The organism is Paraliobacillus sp. X-1268, from assembly GCF_003426095.1.
GTDB classification, from domain to species: domain Bacteria; phylum Bacillota; class Bacilli; order Bacillales; family Amphibacillaceae; genus Paraliobacillus_A; species Paraliobacillus_A zengyii.
The window spans coordinates 50,763-75,858 of record NZ_QJSK01000001.1 but is presented as its reverse complement, the minus strand read 5'-3'; the positions used below and the strand labels follow the sequence as shown (position 1 = coordinate 75,858).

Here is a 25,096-nt window from a genome sequence, read left to right as displayed (position 1 = left end):
CTCCCTCCAACTCCTACCATGAAAACTAGTGATTATAGTAAGAATCTATGAGGGAAGTTTATTAAATAGACCAATTACTCACATTTTCGTTCTAATTGTTCTCCCAAGTAACTTGTCCATATTTACCTCCACCACCTGATTTGACAGTTTGTTTCCCTTCGCGCATTTGCAAAATTTGTTTCGTTATCGATTTTGTCGTAATTTTCGTTAACTCTGCTTCTGCAGCATGATGGATAATATTCATTTCTGTACCAAATGTTTCAAGAAGTTTATCTACTGTTTTTGGACCTAGCCCTTTAATATATTCAAGTGGGATTTGATGGATATATGGAACACGGTTTATAGGTTGTTCATTTGTATCCTTTAGTTCGTTAATCCGATCCGCTACGCCCTTTATAACCCCATCGTGACCACATGTTTTGCAAATAGTCCCCTCTATTTGATTAGACAAGCATTGTTTACATACTGTCGTATGGTATTTACCTAGTTGTGGGTTCATTCCATAGTTTACTTCTATTTTTCTGTTTTCGACCCGATGCAGTGCCCATGTTAATTCTTTGAAGCTTGGGTATGCTACTTGCACCTTTTGGTATTCTCGGGCAATTTTTGCTAATGAGTGTGCATCAGAATTAGTTAAAAAAGTATAAGCGTGTAATTCTTTAATTACATCTGCCATTTCAGTATCAGAACTCAGGCCTAATTCAATTGCATCAATTAAATCCGGATCAAATACTTCCGTTAATGATTGATTAACCCCTTTACCATATAGACTTTTAAATGGTGTAAATACATGAGCGATAATGAACAAACCTTCTAATTCTTTCACTTTATATTGCAAATCTTTTCCTGAACCGTAATATCGTTGTGAACTTAAATTGATATTAGTCATTCTAGTTGATAACCAATCGGTGAATTTTTTCATTTTATGCAAATTAGGTAAATAACAAAGAACATGAATAGGTCCATGACAATTTTCATCATAGACTTCGATTTCAGATCCTAAGATTAATGTTACCTCTTCGAATTTTATACCGCCATCCTCTAGCTCTTCTGCTTTGTTCGTTGCTAGTAATTGATCCAATTCGTTTTGTACAGCAGGGACATGACAATCAATCACTCCAATTAATTGTATGCCTTTTTTACGACTTGCTTCTTTTAGAATATTGGTTAGTGTTAACGTTTTAGAACCCGTAATCTTAACGGGTTTGTTATGATAATCTCGGCCAATGTGTATATGTAGATCAGCATATATAGACTGTAACGACATATAAAGAACCTCACTTTTTTAATAATTGTTTAACATACATTAACGCATATACTGTTTTTGCATCATGAATTTTTTGTTCTGCCATTAATGCTTCCGCTTCCTCTAAAGTTAATTCCATTAATTCAACAAACTCATCTTCATCTAGAGATTTTTTCTCTTCTAACGGTTTAAGTTTATCTGTGAAATAAATATATAAAAGCTCATCTGCAAAACCAGGTGATGAATAAAAAGAAATAACAAGTTCTAATTGATCCGTTGTATAACCTGTCTCCTCCTCTAATTCACGTAAAGCAGTTACCTCTGGTTTTTCTCCCTCTTCCAATTTCCCGGCAGGTATTTCTACTAAACTTTTTTCTAATGGTTTACGATATTGTTCAACAAAAACAATTTTATTCTCTTCTGTCAATGCTATAATTGCAACAGCACCAGGATGTTTAATGATCTCTCTTTTTGATGTCTTACCATTCGGAAGAGATACCTCATCAATTTGTAGGCTTACCACTTTTCCATTAAAAATATTAGTTGTTTGAATTGTTTTCTCTTCAAATTTTTCAGCCATTATACTAAACCCCTCTCGATTATTCTTTCATTTATTTTACCATAGCAATTGCAAGAGTTGTATTTCGTTGTGTTTCTTTTTACAATAAGTAGTATCTATAAAGGAGAGGACGATTATTCATGAAGAAAAACCGTTTAGGTAATTCAGATTTATATGTTTCTGAATTGGGATTAGGATGTATGTCTTTAGGAACAAATCAACAAAAAGCCACTAACATTATTACAGAAGCTCTTGACCAGGGGATTAATTATTTAGATACAGCTGATTTATATGACAAAACAGAAAACGAAGCAATTGTTGGTAAAGCAATAAAAGGAAAACGAGACGATATTATTTTAGCAACCAAAGTAGGTAATCACCTTACTGAAGATGGCACTTGGTTTTGGGACCCTTCCAAGTCATATATCAAAGAGCAAGTAAAGAAGAGCTTACAAAGGTTACAAACGGACTATATTGATCTCTATCAGCTCCATGGTGGAACGATTGAAGATCCAATTGACGAAACCATAGAAGCATTTGAAGAGTTAAAAAAAGAAGGGCTCATTCGTTATTATGGCATCTCCTCAATCAGACCAAATGTGATTCGTGAATATGTGAAGCGCTCTTCGCTTGTATCTGTAATGATGCAATATAGTTTGTTTGATCGAAGACCAGAAGAAGAAGTATTCGATCTATTAGAAGAAAATAACATCAGCGTCGTAACTAGAGGTGCTTTAGCAAAAGGAATGTTAAGTGATCAAGCATCTGAAGTTGTTAAGCAAAAAGGTAAAGATGGTTATCTAGGATATAACTATGATGAGTTAGTAGCTATGACGAATGAATTAAGTAAAGAAACAAACTCTTTAACAGTAGCTGCCTTACAGTATGTTTTACACCAACCTGCTGTTGCAAGTGCTGTAGTTGGCGCAAGTTCAACGAAACAACTGCTAGATAACCTAAAACTGAAAGATGCGGCTCCATTTTCTGAGTCTACTTATCAAGCCTTACAAAGAGTATCAAAACCTATCACTTACCAAAATCATCGATAAATAGAATGAAGTCAGTAACATAAGTAGGGTAGATAATATAGCTAGAACACTAAAACTAACAGGTTTATAAATAGGGAAAGCTACACTGCTGATTGTTAGATTATGAACAACAATCAGTAGTGTAGCTAAGCATGCGGGAATTTTTATTCGTTTTTTTAATTAGTTGCATTTTTCCACTCCTCTAATAGCATTCCATAAATGACTCTATCATGGTATTCACCATTTAAATATTCGTAGTTACGGATAACGCCTTCTTGTTTAAAACCTAAACGTTCAGGAATTGCTTTGCTTTTTATGTTTTTATTTGCTACATTAATTTCTACTTTTCTTAATTGCAAATCGTTAAATGCGTGATTAATCAGTTGTTTACATGCCAACGTTTCCAATCCCTTGCCGATATAATCATCGTCTAACCAGTAGCCTATTTCAGTTTTTTTTGCACGCCAGTCCATATATAAATATCCTATCGAACCAGCAATATTCTCTTTGTACCAAATCCCAGCCCAATATCCGTTATTTTCAGATAAATTTTTTAGAGATTTCTCAATAAATAAATGTGAATCTGCAACAGTGTTTGTTTTTGCAGGAAAGGAAAGCCATTCCCCTAAAGTTTCTCGACTTCTATTAATTAACTGATACAATTCCTCAGCATGCATAGGTTCTAAAATGGAAATATAAGTTTCTTTATTAATAATGGCCTTGTACATCCAATATCCCCCTTATAAATATCTTTAACTTGTGAACTAGAAAGTCTCACCATACAAAATGGAAGTTGACTTCATTATTCGAAAGCTTTATGGTGCTTTGACTGACAAACTTGATAGAAACTGCGACGTAGTTTCCATATTCGCTCCACAATTGAAATGGGATCGCTTTCCGTGGGCACGGCTTCAGCTAACTCGGATAAGCATAATTCGCTTTCCGAGTGGATCTTCAGCCCGTGCTGTTCCCACAGGAGTCTCGCCCATTTCACTTGCTCCGCTGGATAGGCGATAAAACTGATACATCGTCTACTGTTCAAGAATTTTAATTGTGCTTATGACAATAGCTGTTCACGTTATGCTAATTGATTGTAGCGTAGGACAGTCGACTCCTGCGGGAAAAGCAACAGCTGAAAATCCCGCAGGAAGTGCTTTTTGCTTCCGAGGAAGTTGAAGCGTTGGGTCTGCGATTACTCGACCCATCGAAAAGGCTTGCCCGCGGAAAGCGACTGTCCGAAGCGAAAATCAACATGGCGGTTTACATCGCAGTTGATGGTAATTCCGACTCAAGGAGCGTTTTGACGGAGTCTATCAATTATTAATAATATTACATACTTTTAGAACGTAGCTTCTTTTAAGGACTGCATTTTTATAAGATTATAGTTTATCTAAAAAAGACCAAATTACTATGCGATTTGGTCTTAAAATTGTTATAGACTTGTTTTTACACAAATATTAAACTACATATCCTGAGACCCAAGCCTTTCACTTGAATTTTTTCCAATTCAAGTCACTTTCTCCTAAAAGCTCTTCAAAACTTTTATTTGCTTCTCTTTCTTTACGTTCAGCTATTTGTTGCTTCCGTATCTTTTCTACTTTATCTGCTTCTACTTGTTTTAACGATTCTTTCTTACTTTGTAAAGCTTTTAATAAAGCGGGATCTAATCTATCTTTTAAATTATTTATTTCTTCGTTTTTACTCATGCTAACACTTCCTTTATTACTGTCTTCCTAGAAATAACTGGATTTAACATGCCTGCTGGACTTGATAAACGAAATACATTCCCTATAAAATCAAGTTTAACTTCTGATTCAAAAAACATTTCATGGAACGAATCTACAATAACATCAAATTCAGTGCACGTTACGTCATTATCTTTTTCTTTTCTATTATTAGAAAAGCGAATAGTAGGTATACCACTTACACTGCAATCACATCCATCATTGTCATACAATAATACAAGGTAATTTTGATTATGAGTATTCAGTGCTTTCAATTTTTCTACTGCTATTTCCGTAATCGTTAAATTCATCGGAGTACCCTCCATTATTTCAACCTATATTTTATTATAAAAATTTCTGTGCAAAAATACAATACGCTTATTTTTTACTGAACTGATTACGCAATATACGTTCAGCAAATCCAGGCAATATGTGATATAGCCGGCTACCAAATTCCATCCATCTTGGTAAGTTAATTTCCCGTTTTTTTCTAAATAAAGATTTAGTAATTTGATCAACAACTTGCTCTGGCTCAATCATAAACCTTTTAACACTTTTTTGATACCTTCCGGTTGGATCAGCTGCATCAAAAAAGTTTGTGCGCACTGGGCCAAGATTAACTGTTGTTACATACACACCCTGTTTCTCCACCTCTAAGCGAAGTGCGTTACTAAATCCTAAAACAGCATGCTTACTTGCACTGTAAGCAGAGGACTTAGGTGTAGAAATTTTACCAGCAAAGGAGGCTATATTTATAATATGTCCCTGTTTTCTTTTAATGAAATGGGGTAAAAAGTAATGAATCCCTTTGATTAAAGCTAAAACATTTACATGGAACATCTTTTCTATGTCTTGATAATCCGCATCCTCAACAGCATCAAATATTCCAAATCCTGCATTATTTATCATCGCATCAATTGTAAGATGGTTTGCTTCGATTTTTGACAAACAAGATTCCCATGACGCACTATTAGATAAATCAACTATATAGTAGTTACATATAATCGGGTAATCTTGTTCTAATTTTTCTTTAAGTTTCTTTAATTTATCTCCAGAACGTGCCATTAGAATCAAATTCGCACCAGACATCGCTAGCTTATAAGCTAAACCTTCTCCTATACCACTAGATGCGCCAGTAATCATTATTGTTTTATTTGTAAAATCTCTCATTTTTGTTCCCTTCTCTTATACAATTGATCTTATATTTCAATTATCCTATTTAGTCGTTGTTTATGCAAATAAGTAGTTTTATTGTTATTTTTAGCAGATTTAGAAACGTATTAAAGCTATATTCTAGATCTAATCGCTCTGTTGCCTGATGTGGGTCTCTTCCCAAAAGCCCCAGGTTTAGTATTGGTATAATTAAATTAGCAAATGGTTCCTCGATACTATTTTGATAGAATAAGAAAAGAGTTTTGCCATTTGATAATGGGCCAATAAAACTCAAATCTGATCAGCCTTGAAAATACGTTATACGTTCTAATGGAATAGCGTACTGCTTCATTGAATATCGTTGCATCTCTTCAACCACATGCTTAATAAGCGGATCTTTATCTGAACTGACGGGAGGATAAAACGGTTTATTAAAAAATATGATAATCATTGGGCCAAGATCATTACAAAGGTAGCTAAATCATTTACTAATTCAATCATGATCGACATTCTCAATTGAAACATCATTAAGTTTAATATTATCGGGATTATTTTGAAAATATTTGTTTCTAGATAATTTTTCTTTTAAATAAGTTGGAAAAAATTCTCCGTTTCGCTCCCTGTCACTGTTGGGTGCGAGACAAACTCACAAAGTAATTTTTGTTAATGCCTTTTTCCTTTGCCATTTCATGAGATATCCCTCACTTTCAAATTGACTTTTTTTTAGAAATATAACACAATCATAAAGAATACCTTAACTATGAGGTGAAAAGATTGAAAACAATTATTTATGCACACCGTGGAGCTAGCAAACTAGCACCGGAAAATACAATGCCAGCATTTCAACTTGCTTATGAACAAAACGCAGATGGAATTGAAACGGATATTCAATTAACTAAGGATCACATTCCTGTATTAATTCACGATGAGAATGTAAGACGGACTACTAATGGAACTGGTTTTGTTCAAGACTATACATTTAAGGAGTTACAGAAATTAGATGCTGGATCTTGGTTTTCAGAATATTATGTTAATACTCGCATCATATCACTTGAGGATTTTTTATGTTGGTCAAAAGATAAAAAACTATTACTTAATTTAGAATTAAAAACAAATATAATTGCATATAGAAACATTGAAAAACTTGTTTATAAACTATTAAAAAAATATAATAAGCTTCATCAAACAGTTATTTCTAGTTTTAATCCAAATAGTATAAAACGAATGCATCAAATTGATCCAAATGTAACAACTGCTTTATTGACGTCACAACGAATTACCGATTTATTTACCTATACTCAAAAGTTGGGTGCTACTGGTTTACACATAAAATATCGTTTATTGAATCGTGCATTTATTGATCATGCAGCATCTAATGACTTATATTTGGCTTGCTATACAATCAACAGACCAGCTAGAATGTTACGTTGCTATAAATTAGGGATACGTGCGATCTTTACCGACTTACCACATATCGCGATTGAAACAAGAGAATTATTTGAACAAGATATTTTAGAATGAAACAGGAGATTAATAGATGGAAAGAAAATTATTTAGTCCAATTACATTTGGGCATGTAACATTAAAAAATAGAATTGTTATGGCACCCATGTGTATGTACTCAAGCGAACCAGAAGATGGAACCGTTCAACCGTTTCATCTTACACATTATGAATCACGTGCTGCTGGTCAAGTCGGGCTAGTCATGCTAGAAGCAACTGCGGTTCAACCTGAAGGTAGAATATCAACTAAAGATTTAGGGATTTGGCACAATGACCATATTGAAGGATTACAACAATTAACAGACCGTATTCATGCACATGGGGCAAAAAGCAGTATACAATTGGCACATGCTGGTAGAAAAGCAGCTCTTCCTAACGACATTTTTGCCCCAAGTGCACTTGCTTTTGATGAGAACTACCAAACACCAATCACTTTGTCTGAAACAGCTATTAAAGAGACGATTGAAGCATTTCAATTAGCTGCCAAACGAGCGAAACAGGCTGGTTTTGACATCATTGAAATACATGCTGCACATGGTTACTTAATTAATCAATTCTTATCTCCTTTAACAAATAAACGAGATGATCAATATGGTGGAAATCGAGAGAATCGTTATCGTATTTTATCTGAAATTATTGATGCTATTAAGTTAGAATGGACAGGTCCACTCTTTGTTCGTATATCTGCTGATGAGTATGATCAAAATGGTAATACACTAGATGATTTCATTTATTTTAGTAATGAAATGAAAAAGCAATCTATTTCACTAATTGATTGCAGTACTGGTGGGGTAATACCTGCGACAATCAAACCTTATCCAGGCTATCAAGTACCAAAAGCTGAAGTCATTAAGAATCAAGTAGCAATTCCAACTGGAGCTGTTGGCTTAATTACCACTGGTATACAAGCGGAAGAAATATTACAGAATGAACGTGCTGATTTAATTTTTCTAGCACGAGCGTTATTACGTAATCCATATTGGGCGAAAACCGCAGCTGATGAGTTAAACACAACACTAGAAGCACCAAAACAATATAGTCGAGGATGGTAAGTAATGAAACTACAATTTTTAGGTACTGGAGCAGGTGTTCCTTCTAAAGAACGAAATGTATCTGCAATTGCTTTAGACCTTACACAAGAACGTGGTACGGCTTGGTTGTTTGATTGCGGTGAAGCGACACAGCATCAAATCTTACATACAAAAATCCGACCGCGTAAAATAGATAAAATTTTCATCACGCATCTGCATGGAGACCATATTTATGGTTTACCTGGATTTCTTAGTAGTCGATCATTTCAAGATGGTATTACTCCTGTAACAATATATGGTCCTAAGGGAATAGCAGAATACATTTCTGTTAGTCTAGAGGTTAGTCGAACATATCTACGCTACCCGCTTCATTTTCATGAAGTAGAAGAAGGCCTTTTGTTTGAAGACAACCAATTTTACGTTTATTGTAAAAAGTTAGAACATGCAATTGACTCTTATGGCTATCGCATTATAGAAAAGGATTCACCTGGAGAGCTCCTAGCTGAGAAATTAAAGTCGAATGGAATTCCACCAGGGCCTATTTATCAACAAATTAAAGAAAACGAAACGACAATTCTTGCTGATGGCAACACGATTAAGCGTGCTGATTTTATCGGTCCTAACAAAAAAGGGCGAGTAGTAAGTGTTTTAGGGGACACAAGATATGTAGCGGATTTAGCTTCTTTTATCAAAGACAGTGATGTCCTAGTTCATGAGGCAACGTTTGCTCAAGATGAAGACGAAATGGCTTATAATTATTACCATTCCACAACGAAACAAGCAGCAGAACTTGCTCGAGCTGGAGATGTAAATCAGTTGCTATTAACTCATATTTCTTCTCGCTATCAAGGGGAATCAATTGATCAACTAGAAGCAGAAGCTACCGCAATATTTTCTAATACAAAAATTGCGGCTGATTTACTTGAGTGGGAAATCAATCAAAAGTAAAACATAAATGAACATACTAAAAAGCACAATTCTGTTGTAGTGAAAGAGAATTGTGCTTATTTTTTATAATCATCTAGATAATCTTTTTGAAAGCTAGTGCGTGGTTGGCTCTTATCTTCTACTTGTTTTATCCTTTTAAATGTGTTTTCTCCGTATCTTTCGGTTAATTTCTCCATTGTTTGAAAAAGTTTTTCTTTAGAGGCCGCTTTCTCATAAGTAAATAAATTGAGTTGTTGACTAATTTCCTTTTTGTCTACTAAATCTTGCACAGTAACTCCTAGCAAACGAATGGGATCACCATTCCAATGCTTTTCAAACAAATCATAACTAACAGAAAAAATCGTTTCTTCTTCTTCAATAAATTCGGATAATTTAACACTTCTTGTTATCGTTTTACGGTCATGAAACCGAATCATAATTTGCACATTTTGTCCGACTACTTCTTTTCGTTTTAACCTCGTAGAAACTTTTCGTGCTAATTTTCGTATTAATTTTTCAATTTCTCTATCATCAATCGTATCCTCTGGTAATGTTTCTGAATTACCAATACTCTTAAAATCATATATAGCTTCTGGATCAACAGGCCTTAAATCAATTCCCATCGCTCGTTTCTGAAGCCTTTCCCCATTAATGCCAAGCAAACGTTTTAGAGTATAAGTATCCGCTTCAACCAAATCTTTAATAGTAATAATATCAACTTTTTTTAGCTTCTCTGCAGTTTTAGCACCAATTCCATGCATTGCATCAACAGGTAATGGCCAAAGCTTATCTGCTAAATCACGTTTTCGCAATACAGTAATTCCCATCGGTTTCTTCATATCTGAAGCCATTTTAGCTAAGAATTTATTTGGAGCAATACCTATACTACAAGGTATATCTAATTCATCGCGTATCTGATTTTGAAGACGTTCAGCTATTTCTAAAGGAGAACCTAAAGCAACGCAAGCGGTAATATCCATGTACCCTTCATCAATTGATACAGGTTGCACACAAGGTGTAATTGCTGCAAGCATTTTAAACATTTCACTAGAGGCTTTACGGTAACGATCAAAATTTGGACGCATAACAATTAGATTGGGACAAAGCCTTTTCGCTTCCCATAAAGGCATTGTCGTTTTGACACCTTTTGCTCTTGCTTCATAGCTACTCGTGACTACAATTCCGCGGCGTTCTTCTGGATTACCTGCAATTGCAAGCGGTTTTCCTTTTAATGACGGGTCATAAGCCACCTCTACTGATGCATAGAAACTGTTCATATCTACATGAAATATTACTCTACCGTTTTTTGGATACCATTTAGACATAGGTCTCTCCCTTTACAAGAACGTTCGTTCTAAATTAGTATAGCACGATTTTTATTAGTATGGCTAGTCGATTGGATAAGTCCAACGTTTATAATTAGCACAAAAAACGTCTCCCCATGACAAGAGAGACGTATTATACTTTCATTTACTTACTAGTGGCTGCTTCTTCAATAATTGCAACGATAAATTCGGTAACTTTAATTAAATCTTTTACAGGCATTCTTTCATTCGTTGTGTGGATTTCTTCATAACCAACCGCTAAGTTAACTGTTGGTATACCAAACCCTGCAATCACATTAGCGTCACTTCCACCACCACTGGTTTTTAACTTACTCTCACGTCCAATACGTTTTGCTGCTCTCTTCGCAACTTCTACAACATGATCCCCATCAACTTGTTTATATCCAGGATACATAATGGTACTTTCAACTTCTACTTTACCACCCATTTCAGTTGCTGCTTCCTCAAAAGCTTTTTTCATCTTTTGCACCTGTTTTTCCAGTTTCTCTGGATCAAGTGAGCGAGCTTCTGCTAGAATTTCAACATAGTCGCATACGATATTTGTTTTTTGACCACCTTCAAAACGTCCAATGTTAGCTGTAGTTTCCTTATCTATTCTTCCTAAGGGCATTTTTGCAATTGCTTTCGATGCAATTGTTATTGCAGAAACACCTTTTTCTGGTGCTAGACCTGCATGTGCCGTTTTCCCTTTAACAATCGCAATAACTTTAGCTTGTGTTGGGGCTGCAACAATAATGTCACCAACAACGCCATCACTATCTACTGCATAACCAAATTTCGCTTTCAAAAGACTTGTGTCTAATTCTTTTGCACCAACTAGACCTGACTCTTCACCTGCTGTTATAACAAATTGTATATCACCATGTGAAATATTTTCTTCTTTAAGTAATCGAATTGCTTCTAATAGTGCGGCTAATCCAGCTTTATCATCTGCACCTAATATCGTTGTTCCATCTGATACGATGTAACCATCCTCTATTGATGGTTTAATACCTTTGCCTGGAACGACTGTATCCATATGAGATGTGAAATAAATTGTATCAGCCTCTTTATCGCCTTTCAATGTGCAAATAAGATTACCTGCTCCATGTCCTGTTCTTGATTTACTATCATCTTCTACTACTTCTAAGCCTAAATCTGTAAATTTCTTTCTTAAGACATCAACTATTTCATTTTCTTCTTTCGTTTCTGAATCAATTTGGATTAATTCCATAAATTCTTCAATAAGTCTATCTTGATTGACCATTTCTTGACTTCCTCCTCTATCGTGAAACATGTTTCACTAATTACGTTAGCGAACCAATTATCAATTGTCAATTTTAACATATGGAAAAAGGTTGTACCTTTTGCAAATTCACGATAAAATACTTAGTAGTAATGTGTTTGAAGGAGGCGGAAATAATGGCGAGTAAAACAGTATCCAAGGAACCAAGAAAAATTTCAAAACGTCAAAGACGAAATAAAATAATTGTCTATATAATGATTCTTGCTATGGTGTTATCAACATTCACAGCAGGACTAGCTTTCCTAGTAAATTAAATTAAACTAATAAACCAGCCAATATGTATTGGCTGGTTTATTACTCAATTGCCCCTGCTTCTCTTGCAAGACTTTCAAAATCCTCATCTGAACTTAAGATCCATACTTTTGTACCTATAGGAACTTGATCGTAGAGTTTTTCGACATGCTCATTTATCATACGAATACATCCAGCTGAGATACGCTTTCCTATTGAATCTGGTTGATTAGTGCCATGAATTCCATACATTCTACCATCTGTTTCTTTTGCATTAAAACCTATCCATCTGGATCCGAGTGGGTTTTTTGGGTCGCCACCAGGTATATCCTTTTTTCGATAATAAGGATTGATTGCTTTAACAATGATTGTATGGATCCCATTTGGTGTTAGTTCTTCTGTGGCGCCCGTTGCAACTGGATAAATCTCTTGTACTTTTCCTTCATTTACAAATGCTAATTGATTACTTTGTTTATTCACTATTATAAACGGCGCATTTAAACTTGGATTTTCTCCTAATGGCCACAGTGGTGAAACTATCAAAATGATGGCAAGCATGATCGATTTCATTTTAATCCCTCATTTTTATGTTTCCCATAGTGTTTACAATCAAAGTTTAATTATGTCCTTGTTTAAATTTTTGTTAATTTCTCAGGTGTACGTGCTTTTTTAATCTCTAGATATTCTTCAATTTCATGTAACAATTGAAATAGATTAGCTCTTGATTCAAATTCCTCACGTGTTTTAGGAAGGTCATCTTCTTCAAATTGTTTTTTTAAATCATCAACTGAATCTAAATGTTTATTTGCTGTATTACCAGGATGAACTGCTTCAGCTAAATCATCAAAAAAGCTCCCTATGCGATCGGATTGTTCCGTAAACTCATTCATTTGACTAATAACCGGCAACATTCGTTTTAACAATTCAAATTGTTTTTTACGCATATCAAAATAATCCTTATAGGGATGTTCTTCGCGTAATAAATGATTTTCAGCATCTCTTGATACTAATAAATCAGCTTGTCGAAACAACTTCTCCGTTTCGGTAATCTCTTTACCAGTCCAATTTTTTTCACCTTCATGAAGATAGACCGCTATTTCTTCTAAAATTTGTTGAAAATTTTTCTCAACCTTTTTACGTAAAGATTGCAATTTCGACTCTAAACTTGGCATATATAAGTTTAAAAGTAAGGCTGAGCCTATTCCAATAACAATCAATAATACTTCATTCCAAACTAATCCCCAGGTAATATAGGTTGCACTATACAAATGTAATAAGATTACTGAACTAGTAACGATACCTGGTGTTAAGTTTAATTTGATCGTTGTTGGAATAAACACTAACAGTAATAGTCCAATTGAAATTGGATGATAACCTACCGTTTCAAAGATAACAAATGAATAAACCATTGCAACTAGACAAGCTCCAAAACGATGCCAAGCACTTAAGAATGATCGTTTTCTTGTTGTTTGAATACATAATACTGCGATAATTCCTGCAGATACAAAATTGTCTAATTGAAATAGCTCTGCAAGCCAAATTGCTAAAGGAGTTGCAATAGCAGTTTTGATCGTACGGTAACCAATTTTCACAATTTCTGCTCCCCACTTAATCTTTTCTATTTATATAGATAGTATAATACATAAGTATAGAACAAATCCCTGATCTCGTAAACATAAGAACAGGGATTTGAGAAAAAGTATTAGTTAGCCTTTTCAAAAGCTTCTTGTAGTTGATAAACAACTTGCTCAGCGCTATAACCTTCAATATTACTACGTTCTACCATTGTTACAATTTCTCCGTCCTTTAATAGTGCAAATGAAGGAGAGGAAGGTTGATAACCTTTAAAATATGCACGAGCCTTCTCCGTTGCCTCTTTATCTTGACCCGCAAATACTGTTACAAGATGATCAGGACGATGAGTAGCTTTTACAATATGAGTAGCAGCTGGACGTGCAACTCCGCCAGCACAACCACATGTAGAATTAATCATTACAAGTGTTGTCCCTTTTGCTGTCAATGCTTGATCCACTTCTTCAGCTGTTGTCAATTCCTTGTAGCCAGCTTCATTCATTTCTTGTCGAGCTGTTTGAACAATGTCTCCCATAAATAAATTAAAATCCACTCTATTCAACTCCTCTGTTTATCTGTACACTTTTCCTACCAGCATCATTTTAACAACTTTCAAATGATCTAGCAATTAATTGTATTTCCCGGGTAACCGCAAAATGTGCGGTTTTTAAAAATTTATTTGTAGTATTAAATAGTTACAAGACGAAATAATGCATAATTAGTCATAAAATAGTATACTGCATAGGTAGACATCAGAGGGGGTTGTTAACTATGAAAAAGGAGAATCTTAAGTTCAGTAGCATAATCACTCGCTTATTTTCCAACGAATCAACTAATGAACATTCAAAAGATGATGACATTGTGAATAAACAAAACCATGCTATGTTAATGAAAAAATTTGAATTAACTCAGAAACATTTAATACACGCACAAGAAATTGCCAAGGTTGGTAGTTGGGAATATATTATAGATGAAGATAAATTATATTGCTCTGATTATTTTTATGACATTTTCGGACTTGACCATTCTCAATATATTCCAATGACTGAACCGTTCCAATATGTGCATCCAGATGATTTTGACGAAGCTTTAGCAAAGGTTAAAAAAGCTATTAAAGGGAAAAATTACTATTCTGAATACCGAATTTATCATGGAAAAACCAATGAACTACGTTACTTAAAAACACAAGCTGAAGTATCTTTTATCAATAAAAAGCCTTATAAATTAATTGGTATGATTCAAGATATTACTGATGAAAAAAATTTGGAACAAGAACTTATTACGATCAACAATCGGTTTAAACAAATTTTCGACCATCTAAGCTCTGGGATTTGGATGAAAGATTATCCTTCAAATAAACTTAGTTTCATTTCAAAAGGTGCCGAGGAAATTTTCAATTTGTCATTAGATGATATATATGCTGACGAAACTATTTGGCATACAATTATTCATCCTAATGATCGCGAACAAGTTTTCAATCGCCAAAAGGAGCTATTGGCTGGGAAGTCAATTAAACATCGTTATCGAATTATCACACATGATGGAGAAACTAAATGGGTTTTTGACCAAACAATTCCATCCTTTAATAGTGACAATAAATTAATAGCTCTATTTGGAGTTATAGTTGATATAACTTCAGAAATGGTAATGCATGAGGAATTAGTTTATTATGCATCACACGATGTTCTAACTAATCTACCAAATCAACGTAGCATATCTGAGAAAATTGCTGAGTTAATTCAGAAGAAAAAACAATTCACCCTCTTTTATTTGGACTTAGATCGTCTCTCTCACATAAATGACTCTTTAGGCTATCAAATTGGCAATAAAGTTTTACAAAATATTGCTAGCAAGCTAACAAAGACTTTATCTTCTACTAGTTATGTTGCTAGATTAGTAAGCAATGACTTTATTATAATTGATACTGAAACATTGCAAATAGATACAGCAAGTAATTTAGCTGATAAACTCTTGCGAACAATTGAAGAGGAAATCAATATATTTGATTATCAGTTAAATATTACAACAAGTGTAGGTATTAGCTTTTATCCAGATAATGGTGATACAGAATTAAAAATTTTAGAAAGTTCACACATTGCATTAAAAGAAGCAAAAAATAATGGAGGAAATACCTATAAATTTTACTCACCATCCAATAATATTTCATCTTTTAAAAAATACATGCTTGAACGAGATTTAAGAAAAGCGATTACTAATGAAGAATTTGAAGTCTATTATCAACCACAAGTAAATGCCTTCACTGGATTAATTGAATCCGCTGAAGCTTTATTAAGATGGAACCATAAGGAATGGGGTTTAGTGTCTCCATCTGAATTTATTCCATTAGCTGAAGAGAACTATCTGATGAACGATATAGGGGATTGGGTAATCACAAAAGTGATCGAACAATTAAAAATATGGAAAGATCAAGATTATATATTACGACCTATTTCTATAAATATATCTCCTAATCGATTTTTAAAACCAGGATTAATTTCATTTATCAAGGAGCAATTAGAAAAATATGATATTTCTGCACACTTTCTAACATTTGAAATAACAGAAAGTACATATTTAAAAAATGAAAACAAAGTACAGCATACACTTTCACAACTACGTGCATTAGGTATATCAATTGCAATTGACGACTTCGGAACTGGCTATGCATCTTTACAATACTTACGCGATTTTCCTGCTGATGAATTAAAGATCGATCGCGTTTTTATCTTAAATATATTGGATGATAATAAAAAGGATGCTGCAATAGTTAGTAGCATATTATATCTCGCAAAATCATTAGATATGAGAGTCATTGTTGAGGGTGTAGAGAATTTTGAACAACTTCAATTTCTAAAACAAAAAGAGTGTCACCTTATACAAGGTTATCTTTTTTCCGAAGCTGTACCAAGTAACAGATTTGAAGAATTGATTAAGAAAAGTTTTCTTCCAATTCCAAAGTCAACTAAAGTGACAAAACCTAAAGTAGAAAGAAGAAAATATTATCGATTATCCTTCCCTGGATATTTACAAGGTGGACTATCTATTCTTGAAATTAATAATCGTAAAGTAGATGTAGGCACGGCAAACATATTAATTGAAAATATTAGTTTAGGTGGCTTAAAGCTAATGTCTGATTTAAAATTACCAGTTCAATCAAACATGAAAATTGTTTATACTTTTTCACTATTAGGATTTGATTTTGAAATCATTGGATCTTTCGTTTGGAAAAGTGAAATTGGACAAGATATTTTTTATTACGGTGTTGCTTTTGATGACTTTTCTGAAGCAAATAAGGATCATCTAGCGAAAGTAATTAATCAGTTGACTATTTACTCGAAAAATAACAAGCCGATTCCAGATACAGACTTCTACACAGATAACCCAATTACCTACTTTTTTAAAAATATTGACTAAAATATGTTTAAACTTTAACAAAAATCGCCATCCTAGTAATAAACTTATTCGGAGGCGGTCTTAATGAAAATATGTATGCGCAATCAATTAATTGAAAATCTTGAGCTTTCCATACCACAATTATCTAATAAATATCATTTTGATAGTATGACAACATATCTAGCCAAAGGTCAAGCAGACTCCTTGTATATAGGTTATAAAATTACTGTAAACACTAGAAACTATTATGTTTATTTACCTTTTATGAGTTATTCTGAAGAAGCTTTAATACCACTAACACCAATTTGGACTTTACAATCTGAAAATTATAAGGGACCTTCCTTCAGAGGTTTTGATCATTTGGATAATTGCTTAGATGCACTAGATCAATCTGGTAAGGATAATAGTATTAACCAAGCTATTTAATAAAAACACCTTCGTTTATGAACACAATATCGCGTCATTTTTCGAAGGTGTTTTTTATTTACGTTTATAGTTTATACTTATTGACTTGATTCGCTAAATTTTTTGCGACATTTGTTAAGTCTTCTGTATGATTAGCCATCTCTTCCATTGCACTGCTTGTTTCTTGAGCTGAAGCAGAAGTTTGTTCGACCCCTGCAGCTGATTGCTCTGCAACAGCTGCTATTTCTTCTGTGGCACTATTCATTTCTTTACTTGTATTTGTTACTTGTAGTAAATTATCATTTACTATTGTAATTTGATTAGACATATCTACTAAGGCTTGATTAATTTGTTCAAATGTTTGTCCCGTTTTCTTAACTTGCTCACTACCCTGCTTTACCTCTTGATAACCATTTTCCAATGTGTTCGTCACGTCTGAAGTTTCTGTTTGGATCATATTAACTATTTCTGTAATACTTATAACTGAACCAGAAACTTGTTCTGCTAATTTTCTAACTTCATCAGCTACTACTGCAAAACCTTTTCCTGCTTCTCCAGCACGTGCTGCTTCAATCGCAGCATTTAAAGCAAGAAGGTTTGTTTGCTCAGCTATGTCTTTAATAACTGACACTAGTTTTGTTACCTCTTTTGATTTCACATCTAATCCTTGCACCTTAACTACTGCTTGATTAACAATTGAATCAACATTTTCCATTTGTTTAACAGATTGAAGCATCAATGAACTTCCCTCTCCACTTAAATTACGGACCGCGTTTGAAGCGTCTTTTATGTGGATACTCTTTTCGTTTGCTTGCTCAATTTTCTCCGTAAATTCTCGCATAGATATGGATAAATTACTAGCATGTGTTGCTTGCGTATCTGATCCTGATGCAATTTCCTGCATGGTAACTGCGATTTGTTCTGAAGCAGCTTTTACTTCATTTGTTGAAAGGGAAAGCACATGACTATTAGATGTAATAGCTTGCGCTGCTTCTGAAACACTGTTTAACATAGTTCGTAATTTTTCTTTCATTTCATTTGCAGAAATGGAAAGTTGACCAATTTCATCTGTTCTTTTCTGTATTAAAGTTATAGATAAATCGCCATTTTCTACTTCCTTCATATTACTTTGTAAGGAACGTATCGGCTTTGTGATTTGTTTAGATACAAATAAAGATACAATAATAGCAATAATAATAGAGAGAATTAGTGCAGTAGCAATGGGTAAAAGAATTGGCGTTGCTTTGTCCTCTAATTCATCTATATAAACTGTTCCTATGATTATCCAATCTTTTGTTTCATTAACAGAAAAACCTAATATTTTTTCTTGACCTTCATACATATATTCCACTGTACCAGATCTAGCATTAGTAGCGATAATCTTTTCATAATACTCTTCATGTGTAATATCTACACCCGTCATCGTTTCATCTGGATGGGCAATAAATTCGCCATTACTAATAACGGCAAAATATCCTGTTTCACCAATTTTTGTATTATCTGCTATATCTATTATTGCTGTTTCACTTGCTCCAGCTGTTGCTGCACCACTAAGTATATTAGCCTGTTGTTTGACACTTTCACTTAATTCATTTGTTGTGATCGAAACACTATATGTATAACTAACGAAACTGATTACTATGCCTACTACTATTAATAATGTAATAAATGGTATTAAAATTTGCCTTTGTAAGCTTTTGTTAAAAAAGGATTCTAGTTTGTTTTTCATCTTGGTGTGTCCCCCTTGTAATTTCACAAAAATAAAACTATTCTCAATTAGAATGGCCAAATAGTAATATTATTTGGTAGCTAGGCTATCCTAGTATAAACAAATACGTTAGACCCTTAGCTTTGCGTCCTGTTCTTTCAAACAATTTGCCTTTTTATAATTAAATAATACGATTTGCTTTCACCCCATTTGATAAAGTAATTATTACTTCTTTATAATAGTTATTTTATACTACGACTTTATTCTTATGTTGTCAAGACTTTTATCTTTGTATCGTGCCATATTTCATTCGAATATCGAGTCTTTTTGAAAAAATTGTTTCATTACAATAAAGATAGAAAATACGATGTAACTTTATAAAAAATTTGTTCTACTCTTTATAGTTCTGTAGCGCTTAAACGTACAAATTCACCATCTAATTTATCATTTCCTTACGTCGCAATTTATAGTGATTTGGTCTTAAACAACAAACTTTTAGAAAGCAGCTAAGCTAATAAAATCCAAGAAAGTCGCGTGAAATGCATAATTACAATATTATTTTACAAACTAATCAAAAAAGGAGTAGCTATATATTTATGGAAAAGCATACGGATATATCAACCCATCTAGAAACAAACATGGATCATGCAATTGCAGAAGAAATAACCGAAGATATTGCAGTTTATCGTACTTTAGTATCCAATGTATACATGCTTGGTAATCCATCAGAAAAAAATTGGGTACTTATTGATACAGGAATTGCTCATTATCATGGGCGAATAATTTCAGCTGCAAAAAAACGCTTTAATGACACTCCACCAAAAGCTATTATTTTGACACATGCTCATTTTGATCATGTAGGATCTGCAAAAAAGTTAGCAAAGCATTGGGATGTATCTATTTATGTACATCCTGAGGAATTACCTTTTGTTGATGGCACATGTGAGTATCCACCAGCTGATCCAACTGTTGGTGGCGGCTTACTTTCTTTATTATCACCAGTGTTTCCTACAGATGCAGTCAATTTAAAACATTTAGCTAAGACATTGTCAGCTGATGGAAAACTTCCCTTCCTTGATGACTGGCATTATATTCATACACCTGGACACACACCAGGACATATCTCCCTTTTCCGAGAAAGTGACAAAATTTTAATTGCAGGCGATGCGGTTACAACTGAAAATCCCGAATCAAGTTTGGCGGTACTTCTACCAATCATTAAACTATATGGACCTCCTGCATATTTTACACATGACTGGGATGATGCAGAAAGATCAGTTCAAACACTTGCCAAATTAAAACCAAAATTACTTTTAACTGGACATGGATTACCTATGAAAGATAAAGAATTAAGTGAAGGGTTTGAAAAATTAACAGCTGATTTTTATGATATTGCAATCCCAAAACACAAAAGGAACTAGACAATAAAACGAAAAGCTAATGTACGTTCATTAGAGAGCGTATCATTAGCTTTCACTTATTCAATTTGAAATTTTTTCACTCTCAGATTTAACTTATTTGATAATGTCTTTAATACCTCTGCTTGTTCTAATAAGAAATCTACTGCTTCTTTTTGTTGTTCTATCGATCCAGAGGTTTCTTCTATATTTGCTGCATTTTCTTCCGAAACAGAAGCAATTTGGATAATACCAACATTCATTTCCTTACTGTTATCTTCGATTCTTTTTAGGTTAGTTGTAACAGTTGCAATACGTTGATTCATTTGAGTGACTTCATTTTTTATAGTTGAAAAGTATGTTGCAGATTGCTTTATTTGAGTAACACCTTTGTTTACTTGCTTATGAGCTCCATCCAGAGAAACAGCTAGCGATTTAGATTCTTGTTGCATTTGATTGATTACCTCAGCTATATCTACTGCAGATAAACTAACTTGTTCTGCTAACTTTCTAATTTCATCTGCTACTACAGAGAAGCCTTTCCCAGCTTCACCTGCTCTTGCTGCTTCAATTGCTGCATTCAGTGCTAATAAATTTGTCTGTTCTGTAATATTGTTAATTACAACAGTCAAGTCAGACACAGCCTGTGATTGTTTTTCTAAACCTTGAACTTTACTCACTGCATTTCTCACTTCATTATTAATTACTTCGATTTGTGTAATGGAATCATTCATCTGATCTGTTCCTTCATTCGAAATGTTCCAAACACTTATCGAAGACTTTTCCAATAATACTGATTCATGTTTTACTTTACCAATTTGCTTATCTAAATGTTGTTCTGATGATGCTATATCTGTTGCAGAAGTAGCTTGTTCTTCTGCTCCGCTAGCTAACTCCTGCATGGTAGAAGTCAATTGTTGACTACCTATTTGTATAGTATTACTAATCTTTTGTAATGCATTACTTTGCTGATCAATTCGATCGGAAGCATCACTAGTGTGCTCAATTGTTTCTCTTAAATTAGCAATCATTTGGTTCATCGCTTCAGAAAGTTGTCGAACTTCTCCCCTACCTTTCATTTCTACCTTTTGAGTTAAGTTTCCTTTAGCAATGATTAATGCTTGATTACGTAACCCAATAAGTGGATCAGCAATATTCCTTGCGATAAATATTGACAATACAATAGCAGTAACAAGTGTGATACTACCAATTAGTAAAATAACAGCGCCTACTTTTTCAATGGATTGTAATGCGTTTTCTGTTGGCTCACTAACAATTAGCGACCAATTAAATCCTTTAAAATCTTTATATCCAGCACTTTTGACATACCCTATAATTGCATCATTACCTGAACTGTTTTTTGCTTTGATAAAACCTGATTCACCAGGTGTAGAAACATTTAGTTCAGTGAATAGTTGAGATGACTGATCAAGTTCTGTTATCTCTGCATCAACATCAGTACTTGCGCTAGAAATTGTATCAGCAACTTTTTCACCATCTTGATTTACTAATTCAACCACAACATTATCACTTGAAATACTATTAACATCATCCCAAATATGCTCAACATTGAACTTAGCTTGCAATACTCTATCCTCTGTATTATTATCTATTCGTACATTAATTTCTAAAACGTGGCTATCTAACGCATCATCATAGACTACTTCTGAGATAGATAATCCATTCTCAACCACTTCATTCCATTCAGTCGTATTAGTTTCTAATGATACGGAATTACCGTTACTAGATTGACTAATGACAGTTCCGTCTAAATTAATTATAGATAACGAAGCATAATAACCTAACGTCTCCAATTGTTGATCTAAATAATCCTCCGTTTCTACACTATCATCCATAGCATTCAGAACAGTATCTGAGTTTGCCATGATTTGCACGTCCCTTATTCTTTCATACATTGTACGATCTAATTTCTCCATATTAACTAGTGCATAGTCTTTTACTTTATTACCAACTTCATTTTCTAGCGATGTTGCTGCTTGATTATAAGAAAGCAAACCTACCACTATTATTGGAACTAAAGCAACCATACTAAAATAAATAATTAATGTACTCCTAATACCCCTATTTAAAAATTTCTCTTTCCATTTTCTAATCATGCAATCCAGTCCTTCTGCCTCTATGTATTTGTTAACTAACTAAATAGAAGGTAATCTTCTAATTTTTGTTAGAAAAACTAACCAAAGTATACTATAGAATACAGCATCTATAGGTGACGTTTTTGTGAAATATAATTTTATACGAGTAAAAAAAAACACTACCAAAACTAGTTGGTAGTGAGTTCTATTAATATTTAAGGTAACACATTTCCTGCAGAACGATATATCTCATACCATTCTTCTCTTGTTAAAGTAATATGTGAAGCTTTTTCAATATCCGCTAGTCGTTTCGGATTCATCGTTCCAACAACCGGTTGAATTTTTGCCGGGTGACGTAAAATCCAAGCAATCGCAATCGCTGAATCAGTTACCCCTTTTTTTTCTGCTATCTCTTGTATTTTACCATTCACTTCTGGAAAATCTTTATTACCAACAAATACACCTTTGATCATGCCATATTGGAATGGTGACCAAGCTTGTACAGTTATATCATGTAAACGACAATACTCCAAAACACTGTTCTCTCGATCAATCGCTTTATCATGTTGCATATTAACATTTAAACTAGCATCTATCATTGGTGTGTGCATGATACTTAGCTGAAGTTGATTAATGATTAAATCATCTTTTAAATACTTTTTAAGTAATTCTATCTGCATCGGATTTTGGTTACTAACACCAAAATAGCGTACTTTACCACTATTTTTTAATTTTGTGAAAGTCTCTGCTACTTCTTCAGGTTCCATCAATGCATCTGGACGATGTAAAAGCAAAATATCAAGATAATCTGTATTTAAACGTTTTAAACTTCCTTCGACTGAAGATGTAATATGTTCTTTAGAAAAATCAAAAAAGCCATTACGAATCCCACATTTTGATTGTAAAATCATTTTTTCTCTTAATAACGGATTCATTTCAATCGCATCAGAAAATACCTCTTCTGACTTTCCACCACCATAAATATCAGCATGATCAAATAAATTTACGCCTAAATCCATTGCGTTTTCAATAACATGTCTAGCATCTTTTTTAGAAAGCGCATCCATGCGCATGCAACCTAAAGATATTTCCCCAACCTCTAAATCACTTGTACCCAATTTTATACTATTCATCTAAACACCTCTTTTTACTATAATATATCTATTCTATCATGTTCTACTAAAAAGCGCACAATATCAGTATATTAAAAAAATCATCCAAGACTATGGATGATTTTTCTTTTAATATATTGGCGTTGTGTCAACCGATATGTTTTCTAAAATCTCTTTGACATGTGACATAAACTTACCTGAAATTACGCCATCTAATATACGATGATCTAACGAAAGACATAGGTTAACCATATCTCGTGCTGCAAACATATCATCAATAATGATCGGACGTTTTACAATTGATTCCACTTGTAAAATGGCTGCTTGCGGGTAGTTAATCACTCCCATAGATTGGACAGATCCGAATGAACCCGTATTATTAACAGTGAAAGTACCACCTTCCATATCCCGTTGTGTCAAGTTACCATTACGCGCTTTCCTTGCTAAGGAATCAATTTCTTTCGCTATTCCTTTAATACTTTTCTCGTCAACATTTTTAATCACAGGTACAAATAATTCTTTTTCATGTGCAACTGCAATGGATAAATTAATTGCTTTATGTTGAATGATTTTATTACCCGCCCAAGAACTGTTTAATTCCGGATATTTTTTTAATGCCTTTGCCACAGCGTTCAAGAAAAAAGCAAAGTAAGATAAATTATATCCTTCACTCTCTTTAAAATTCGTTTTTTCCGCATCACGATATTTAACAAGGTTGGTAACATCAACTTCGATCATCATCCACGCATGTGGAATCTCAGTTGTTGAACGAACCATATTATTTGCAATTGCTTTTCTAATACCGGTTACTGGAATCTCTTTATCACCAATAGCTGTTTCTACTGTTTGTTGCTCTTCATTTCTAATGTGACTGTTTTGCTCAACCTTTTTTTCTACTGTTGCTTCAATTTTTGAAGGTGGATTTGCAATCGTTCTTTCCAAATCCTTGCGGGTGATTCTTCCCCCTTGTCCACTTCCTTTTACTGAAGTTAGATCAATGTCATTTTCTTGTGCTAAACGCATAACAGCTGGAGAATAACGTTTTTTCATTGATGTATCAGTAGATTCTTCTTTCACTTTCATTTCATCATTAACTTGCTGTTGCACACTTTCATCAGCAACTACTGCTTCATTGTTATCTTCTACTTCGATAAAACACATTAATTCTCCAACAGCTATTACTTGTTCTTCATCTGCAACTAACTCTTTAATTGTTCCAGTAAAAGAAGATGGAACTTCTGCATTCACTTTATCTGTCATTACTTCTGCAATTGGGTCATACTTTTCAACATGATCTCCAACTTGCACAAGCCAGCTACTTACCGTTCCTTCTGTCACACTTTCACCAAGTTGAGGCATTGTAATTTTTTCGAGAGTCAAAA

23 protein-coding genes and 1 riboswitch are annotated in these 25,096 nt (G+C 33.8%); of the genes, 8 read left to right on the top strand and 15 right to left on the bottom strand.

Annotated features, from left to right (window positions below; translation table 11 throughout):
- Positions 1-91: 91 nt before the first annotated feature.
- Positions 92-1,267, bottom strand: coding sequence for an endonuclease Q family protein (locus tag D2K62_RS00390; RefSeq protein WP_117160704.1), 1,176 nt, complete (start codon positions 1,265-1,267; stop codon positions 92-94).
- 10 nt (positions 1,268-1,277) lie between these two features.
- Complete coding sequence (locus D2K62_RS00385) at positions 1,278-1,826, bottom strand: NUDIX hydrolase (protein ID WP_112181240.1); 549 nt, start codon at positions 1,824-1,826, stop codon at positions 1,278-1,280.
- A gap of 119 nt (positions 1,827-1,945) precedes the next feature.
- Between D2K62_RS00385 and D2K62_RS00380 the strand changes: the two genes are divergently transcribed.
- Positions 1,946-2,854 (top strand): aldo/keto reductase, encoded by a 909-nt coding sequence (locus D2K62_RS00380; protein ID WP_117160703.1) that lies wholly within the window; start codon positions 1,946-1,948, stop codon positions 2,852-2,854.
- Positions 2,855-3,009: 155 nt separating this feature from the next.
- Here the strand turns inward: D2K62_RS00380 and D2K62_RS00375 are convergent, their stop codons facing one another.
- The 4 genes from D2K62_RS00375 to D2K62_RS00355 all read right to left on the bottom strand — a co-directional run bounded on the left by D2K62_RS00375 (position 3,010) and on the right by D2K62_RS00355 (position 5,727).
- Positions 3,010-3,561 (bottom strand): GNAT family N-acetyltransferase, encoded by a 552-nt coding sequence (locus D2K62_RS00375; RefSeq protein ID WP_117160702.1) that lies wholly within the window; start codon positions 3,559-3,561, stop codon positions 3,010-3,012.
- Positions 3,562-4,320: 759 nt separating this feature from the next.
- Positions 4,321-4,539, bottom strand: coding sequence for a YqkE family protein (locus D2K62_RS00365; RefSeq protein ID WP_112181243.1), 219 nt, complete (start codon positions 4,537-4,539; stop codon positions 4,321-4,323).
- The gene (locus D2K62_RS00360) at positions 4,536-4,868 is read right to left on the bottom strand and encodes an iron-sulfur cluster biosynthesis family protein (RefSeq protein WP_157967313.1); all 333 of its coding nucleotides are present in this window, start codon (positions 4,866-4,868) and stop codon (positions 4,536-4,538) included. Before D2K62_RS00360 ends, D2K62_RS00365 begins: the two co-directional genes overlap by 4 nt.
- A 67-nt stretch (positions 4,869-4,935) precedes the next feature.
- Entirely contained in the window at positions 4,936-5,727 is a 792-nt protein-coding gene (locus D2K62_RS00355; protein WP_117160701.1) for an SDR family NAD(P)-dependent oxidoreductase, read from the bottom strand.
- A gap of 756 nt (positions 5,728-6,483) precedes the next feature.
- On the opposite strand from D2K62_RS00355, the gene D2K62_RS00350 reads away from it, so the two are divergent.
- From D2K62_RS00350 to rnz, 3 genes are read left to right on the top strand one after another with little or no spacing between them, the layout of a single operon-like run.
- Entirely contained in the window at positions 6,484-7,230 is a 747-nt protein-coding gene (locus D2K62_RS00350; RefSeq protein ID WP_117160700.1) for a glycerophosphodiester phosphodiesterase family protein, read from the top strand.
- 16 nt (positions 7,231-7,246) lie between these two features.
- Positions 7,247-8,263 (top strand): NADPH dehydrogenase NamA, encoded by a 1,017-nt coding sequence (gene namA / locus D2K62_RS00345; RefSeq protein ID WP_117160699.1) that lies wholly within the window; start codon positions 7,247-7,249, stop codon positions 8,261-8,263.
- A gap of 3 nt (positions 8,264-8,266) precedes the next feature.
- A complete protein-coding gene (gene rnz, locus D2K62_RS00340; RefSeq protein ID WP_117160698.1) occupies positions 8,267-9,190 on the top strand; it encodes a ribonuclease Z in 924 nt (307 codons plus the stop codon).
- Positions 9,191-9,246: 56 nt separating this feature from the next.
- Here the strand turns inward: rnz and D2K62_RS00335 are convergent, their stop codons facing one another.
- Both D2K62_RS00335 and D2K62_RS00330 read right to left on the bottom strand, forming a co-directional pair.
- Complete coding sequence (locus D2K62_RS00335; RefSeq protein WP_117160697.1) at positions 9,247-10,494, bottom strand: DNA polymerase IV; 1,248 nt, start codon at positions 10,492-10,494, stop codon at positions 9,247-9,249.
- 145 nt (positions 10,495-10,639) lie between these two features.
- Positions 10,640-11,761, bottom strand: coding sequence for a M20/M25/M40 family metallo-hydrolase (locus D2K62_RS00330; RefSeq protein ID WP_117160696.1), 1,122 nt, complete (start codon positions 11,759-11,761; stop codon positions 10,640-10,642).
- Between the two features lie 155 nt (positions 11,762-11,916).
- Between D2K62_RS00330 and prli42 the strand changes: the two genes are divergently transcribed.
- The gene (prli42, locus tag D2K62_RS18655; RefSeq protein ID WP_157967314.1) at positions 11,917-12,054 is read left to right on the top strand and encodes a stressosome-associated protein Prli42; all 138 of its coding nucleotides are present in this window, start codon (positions 11,917-11,919) and stop codon (positions 12,052-12,054) included.
- A 40-nt stretch (positions 12,055-12,094) separates the two neighbouring features.
- Here the strand turns inward: prli42 and D2K62_RS00325 are convergent, their stop codons facing one another.
- From D2K62_RS00325 to D2K62_RS00315, 3 genes are all read right to left on the bottom strand, one after another.
- A complete protein-coding gene (locus D2K62_RS00325) occupies positions 12,095-12,601 on the bottom strand; it encodes a L,D-transpeptidase (protein ID WP_117160695.1) in 507 nt (168 codons plus the stop codon).
- A 62-nt stretch (positions 12,602-12,663) separates the two neighbouring features.
- Complete coding sequence (locus tag D2K62_RS00320; RefSeq protein WP_117160694.1) at positions 12,664-13,626, bottom strand: aromatic acid exporter family protein; 963 nt, start codon at positions 13,624-13,626, stop codon at positions 12,664-12,666.
- Positions 13,627-13,733: 107 nt separating this feature from the next.
- The gene (locus tag D2K62_RS00315; protein ID WP_112182731.1) at positions 13,734-14,138 is read right to left on the bottom strand and encodes a BrxA/BrxB family bacilliredoxin; all 405 of its coding nucleotides are present in this window, start codon (positions 14,136-14,138) and stop codon (positions 13,734-13,736) included.
- 236 nt (positions 14,139-14,374) lie between these two features.
- On the opposite strand from D2K62_RS00315, the gene D2K62_RS00310 reads away from it, so the two are divergent.
- Both D2K62_RS00310 and D2K62_RS00305 read left to right on the top strand, forming a co-directional pair.
- Complete coding sequence (locus tag D2K62_RS00310; protein ID WP_117160693.1) at positions 14,375-17,017, top strand: EAL domain-containing protein; 2,643 nt, start codon at positions 14,375-14,377, stop codon at positions 17,015-17,017.
- Positions 17,018-17,080: 63 nt separating this feature from the next.
- Positions 17,081-17,422 carry a DUF5634 family protein gene (locus D2K62_RS00305; RefSeq protein WP_117160692.1) on the top strand — a complete coding sequence of 114 codons (342 nt, stop codon included), beginning with the start codon at positions 17,081-17,083 and terminating at the stop codon, positions 17,420-17,422.
- Positions 17,423-17,486: 64 nt separating this feature from the next.
- Here D2K62_RS00305 and D2K62_RS00300 read toward each other — a convergent pair whose 3' ends face one another.
- Positions 17,487-19,130 (bottom strand): methyl-accepting chemotaxis protein, encoded by a 1,644-nt coding sequence (locus D2K62_RS00300; RefSeq protein ID WP_232827947.1) that lies wholly within the window; start codon positions 19,128-19,130, stop codon positions 17,487-17,489.
- Positions 19,131-19,202: 72 nt separating this feature from the next.
- Positions 19,203-19,291, bottom strand: a riboswitch (cyclic di-GMP riboswitch).
- A 414-nt stretch (positions 19,292-19,705) separates the two neighbouring features.
- Between D2K62_RS00300 and D2K62_RS00295 the strand changes: the two genes are divergently transcribed.
- A complete protein-coding gene (locus tag D2K62_RS00295) occupies positions 19,706-20,530 on the top strand; it encodes an MBL fold metallo-hydrolase (protein ID WP_112181255.1) in 825 nt (274 codons plus the stop codon).
- A 56-nt stretch (positions 20,531-20,586) separates the two neighbouring features.
- Here D2K62_RS00295 and D2K62_RS00290 read toward each other — a convergent pair whose 3' ends face one another.
- The 3 genes from D2K62_RS00290 to D2K62_RS00280 form a co-directional block, all read right to left on the bottom strand.
- Positions 20,587-22,623 carry a methyl-accepting chemotaxis protein gene (locus D2K62_RS00290; protein WP_112181256.1) on the bottom strand — a complete coding sequence of 679 codons (2,037 nt, stop codon included), beginning with the start codon at positions 22,621-22,623 and terminating at the stop codon, positions 20,587-20,589.
- Positions 22,624-22,817: 194 nt separating this feature from the next.
- Entirely contained in the window at positions 22,818-23,735 is a 918-nt protein-coding gene (locus D2K62_RS00285; protein WP_112181257.1) for an aldo/keto reductase, read from the bottom strand.
- 108 nt (positions 23,736-23,843) lie between these two features.
- Positions 23,844-25,094, bottom strand: coding sequence for a dihydrolipoamide acetyltransferase family protein (locus tag D2K62_RS00280; RefSeq protein ID WP_112181258.1), 1,251 nt, complete (start codon positions 25,092-25,094; stop codon positions 23,844-23,846).
- Between the last annotated feature and the right edge of the window lie 2 nt (positions 25,095-25,096).

Excerpts from the sequence above, each read along its gene's own strand:
- D2K62_RS00365 (WP_112181243.1), bottom strand. The coding sequence starts at position 4,539 with ATGAGTAAAAACGAAGAAATAAATAATTTAAAAGATAGATTAGATCCC.
- D2K62_RS00330 (WP_117160696.1), bottom strand. The coding sequence starts at position 11,761 with ATGGTCAATCAAGATAGACTTATTGAAGAATTTATGGAATTAATCCAA.
- D2K62_RS00335 (WP_117160697.1), bottom strand. The coding sequence starts at position 10,494 with ATGTCTAAATGGTATCCAAAAAACGGTAGAGTAATATTTCATGTAGAT.
- namA (WP_117160699.1), top strand. The coding sequence starts at position 7,247 with ATGGAAAGAAAATTATTTAGTCCAATTACATTTGGGCATGTAACATTA.
- D2K62_RS00390 (WP_117160704.1), bottom strand. The coding sequence starts at position 1,267 with ATGTCGTTACAGTCTATATATGCTGATCTACATATACACATTGGCCGA.
- D2K62_RS00295 (WP_112181255.1), top strand. The coding sequence starts at position 19,706 with ATGGAAAAGCATACGGATATATCAACCCATCTAGAAACAAACATGGAT.
- D2K62_RS00375 (WP_117160702.1), bottom strand. The coding sequence starts at position 3,561 with ATGTACAAGGCCATTATTAATAAAGAAACTTATATTTCCATTTTAGAA.
- D2K62_RS00360 (WP_157967313.1), bottom strand. The coding sequence starts at position 4,868 with ATGAATTTAACGATTACGGAAATAGCAGTAGAAAAATTGAAAGCACTG.
- D2K62_RS00380 (WP_117160703.1), top strand. The coding sequence starts at position 1,946 with ATGAAGAAAAACCGTTTAGGTAATTCAGATTTATATGTTTCTGAATTG.
- rnz (WP_117160698.1), top strand. The coding sequence starts at position 8,267 with ATGAAACTACAATTTTTAGGTACTGGAGCAGGTGTTCCTTCTAAAGAA.
- prli42 (WP_157967314.1), top strand. The coding sequence starts at position 11,917 with ATGGCGAGTAAAACAGTATCCAAGGAACCAAGAAAAATTTCAAAACGT.
- D2K62_RS00290 (WP_112181256.1), bottom strand. The coding sequence starts at position 22,623 with ATGATTAGAAAATGGAAAGAGAAATTTTTAAATAGGGGTATTAGGAGT.
- D2K62_RS00285 (WP_112181257.1), bottom strand. The coding sequence starts at position 23,735 with ATGAATAGTATAAAATTGGGTACAAGTGATTTAGAGGTTGGGGAAATA.
- D2K62_RS00310 (WP_117160693.1), top strand. The coding sequence starts at position 14,375 with ATGAAAAAGGAGAATCTTAAGTTCAGTAGCATAATCACTCGCTTATTT.
- D2K62_RS00305 (WP_117160692.1), top strand. The coding sequence starts at position 17,081 with ATGAAAATATGTATGCGCAATCAATTAATTGAAAATCTTGAGCTTTCC.
- D2K62_RS00315 (WP_112182731.1), bottom strand. The coding sequence starts at position 14,138 with ATGGGAGACATTGTTCAAACAGCTCGACAAGAAATGAATGAAGCTGGC.
- D2K62_RS00300 (WP_232827947.1), bottom strand. The coding sequence starts at position 19,130 with ATGAAAAACAAACTAGAATCCTTTTTTAACAAAAGCTTACAAAGGCAA.
- D2K62_RS00325 (WP_117160695.1), bottom strand. The coding sequence starts at position 12,601 with ATGAAATCGATCATGCTTGCCATCATTTTGATAGTTTCACCACTGTGG.
- D2K62_RS00355 (WP_117160701.1), bottom strand. The coding sequence starts at position 5,727 with ATGAGAGATTTTACAAATAAAACAATAATGATTACTGGCGCATCTAGT.
- D2K62_RS00385 (WP_112181240.1), bottom strand. The coding sequence starts at position 1,826 with ATGGCTGAAAAATTTGAAGAGAAAACAATTCAAACAACTAATATTTTT.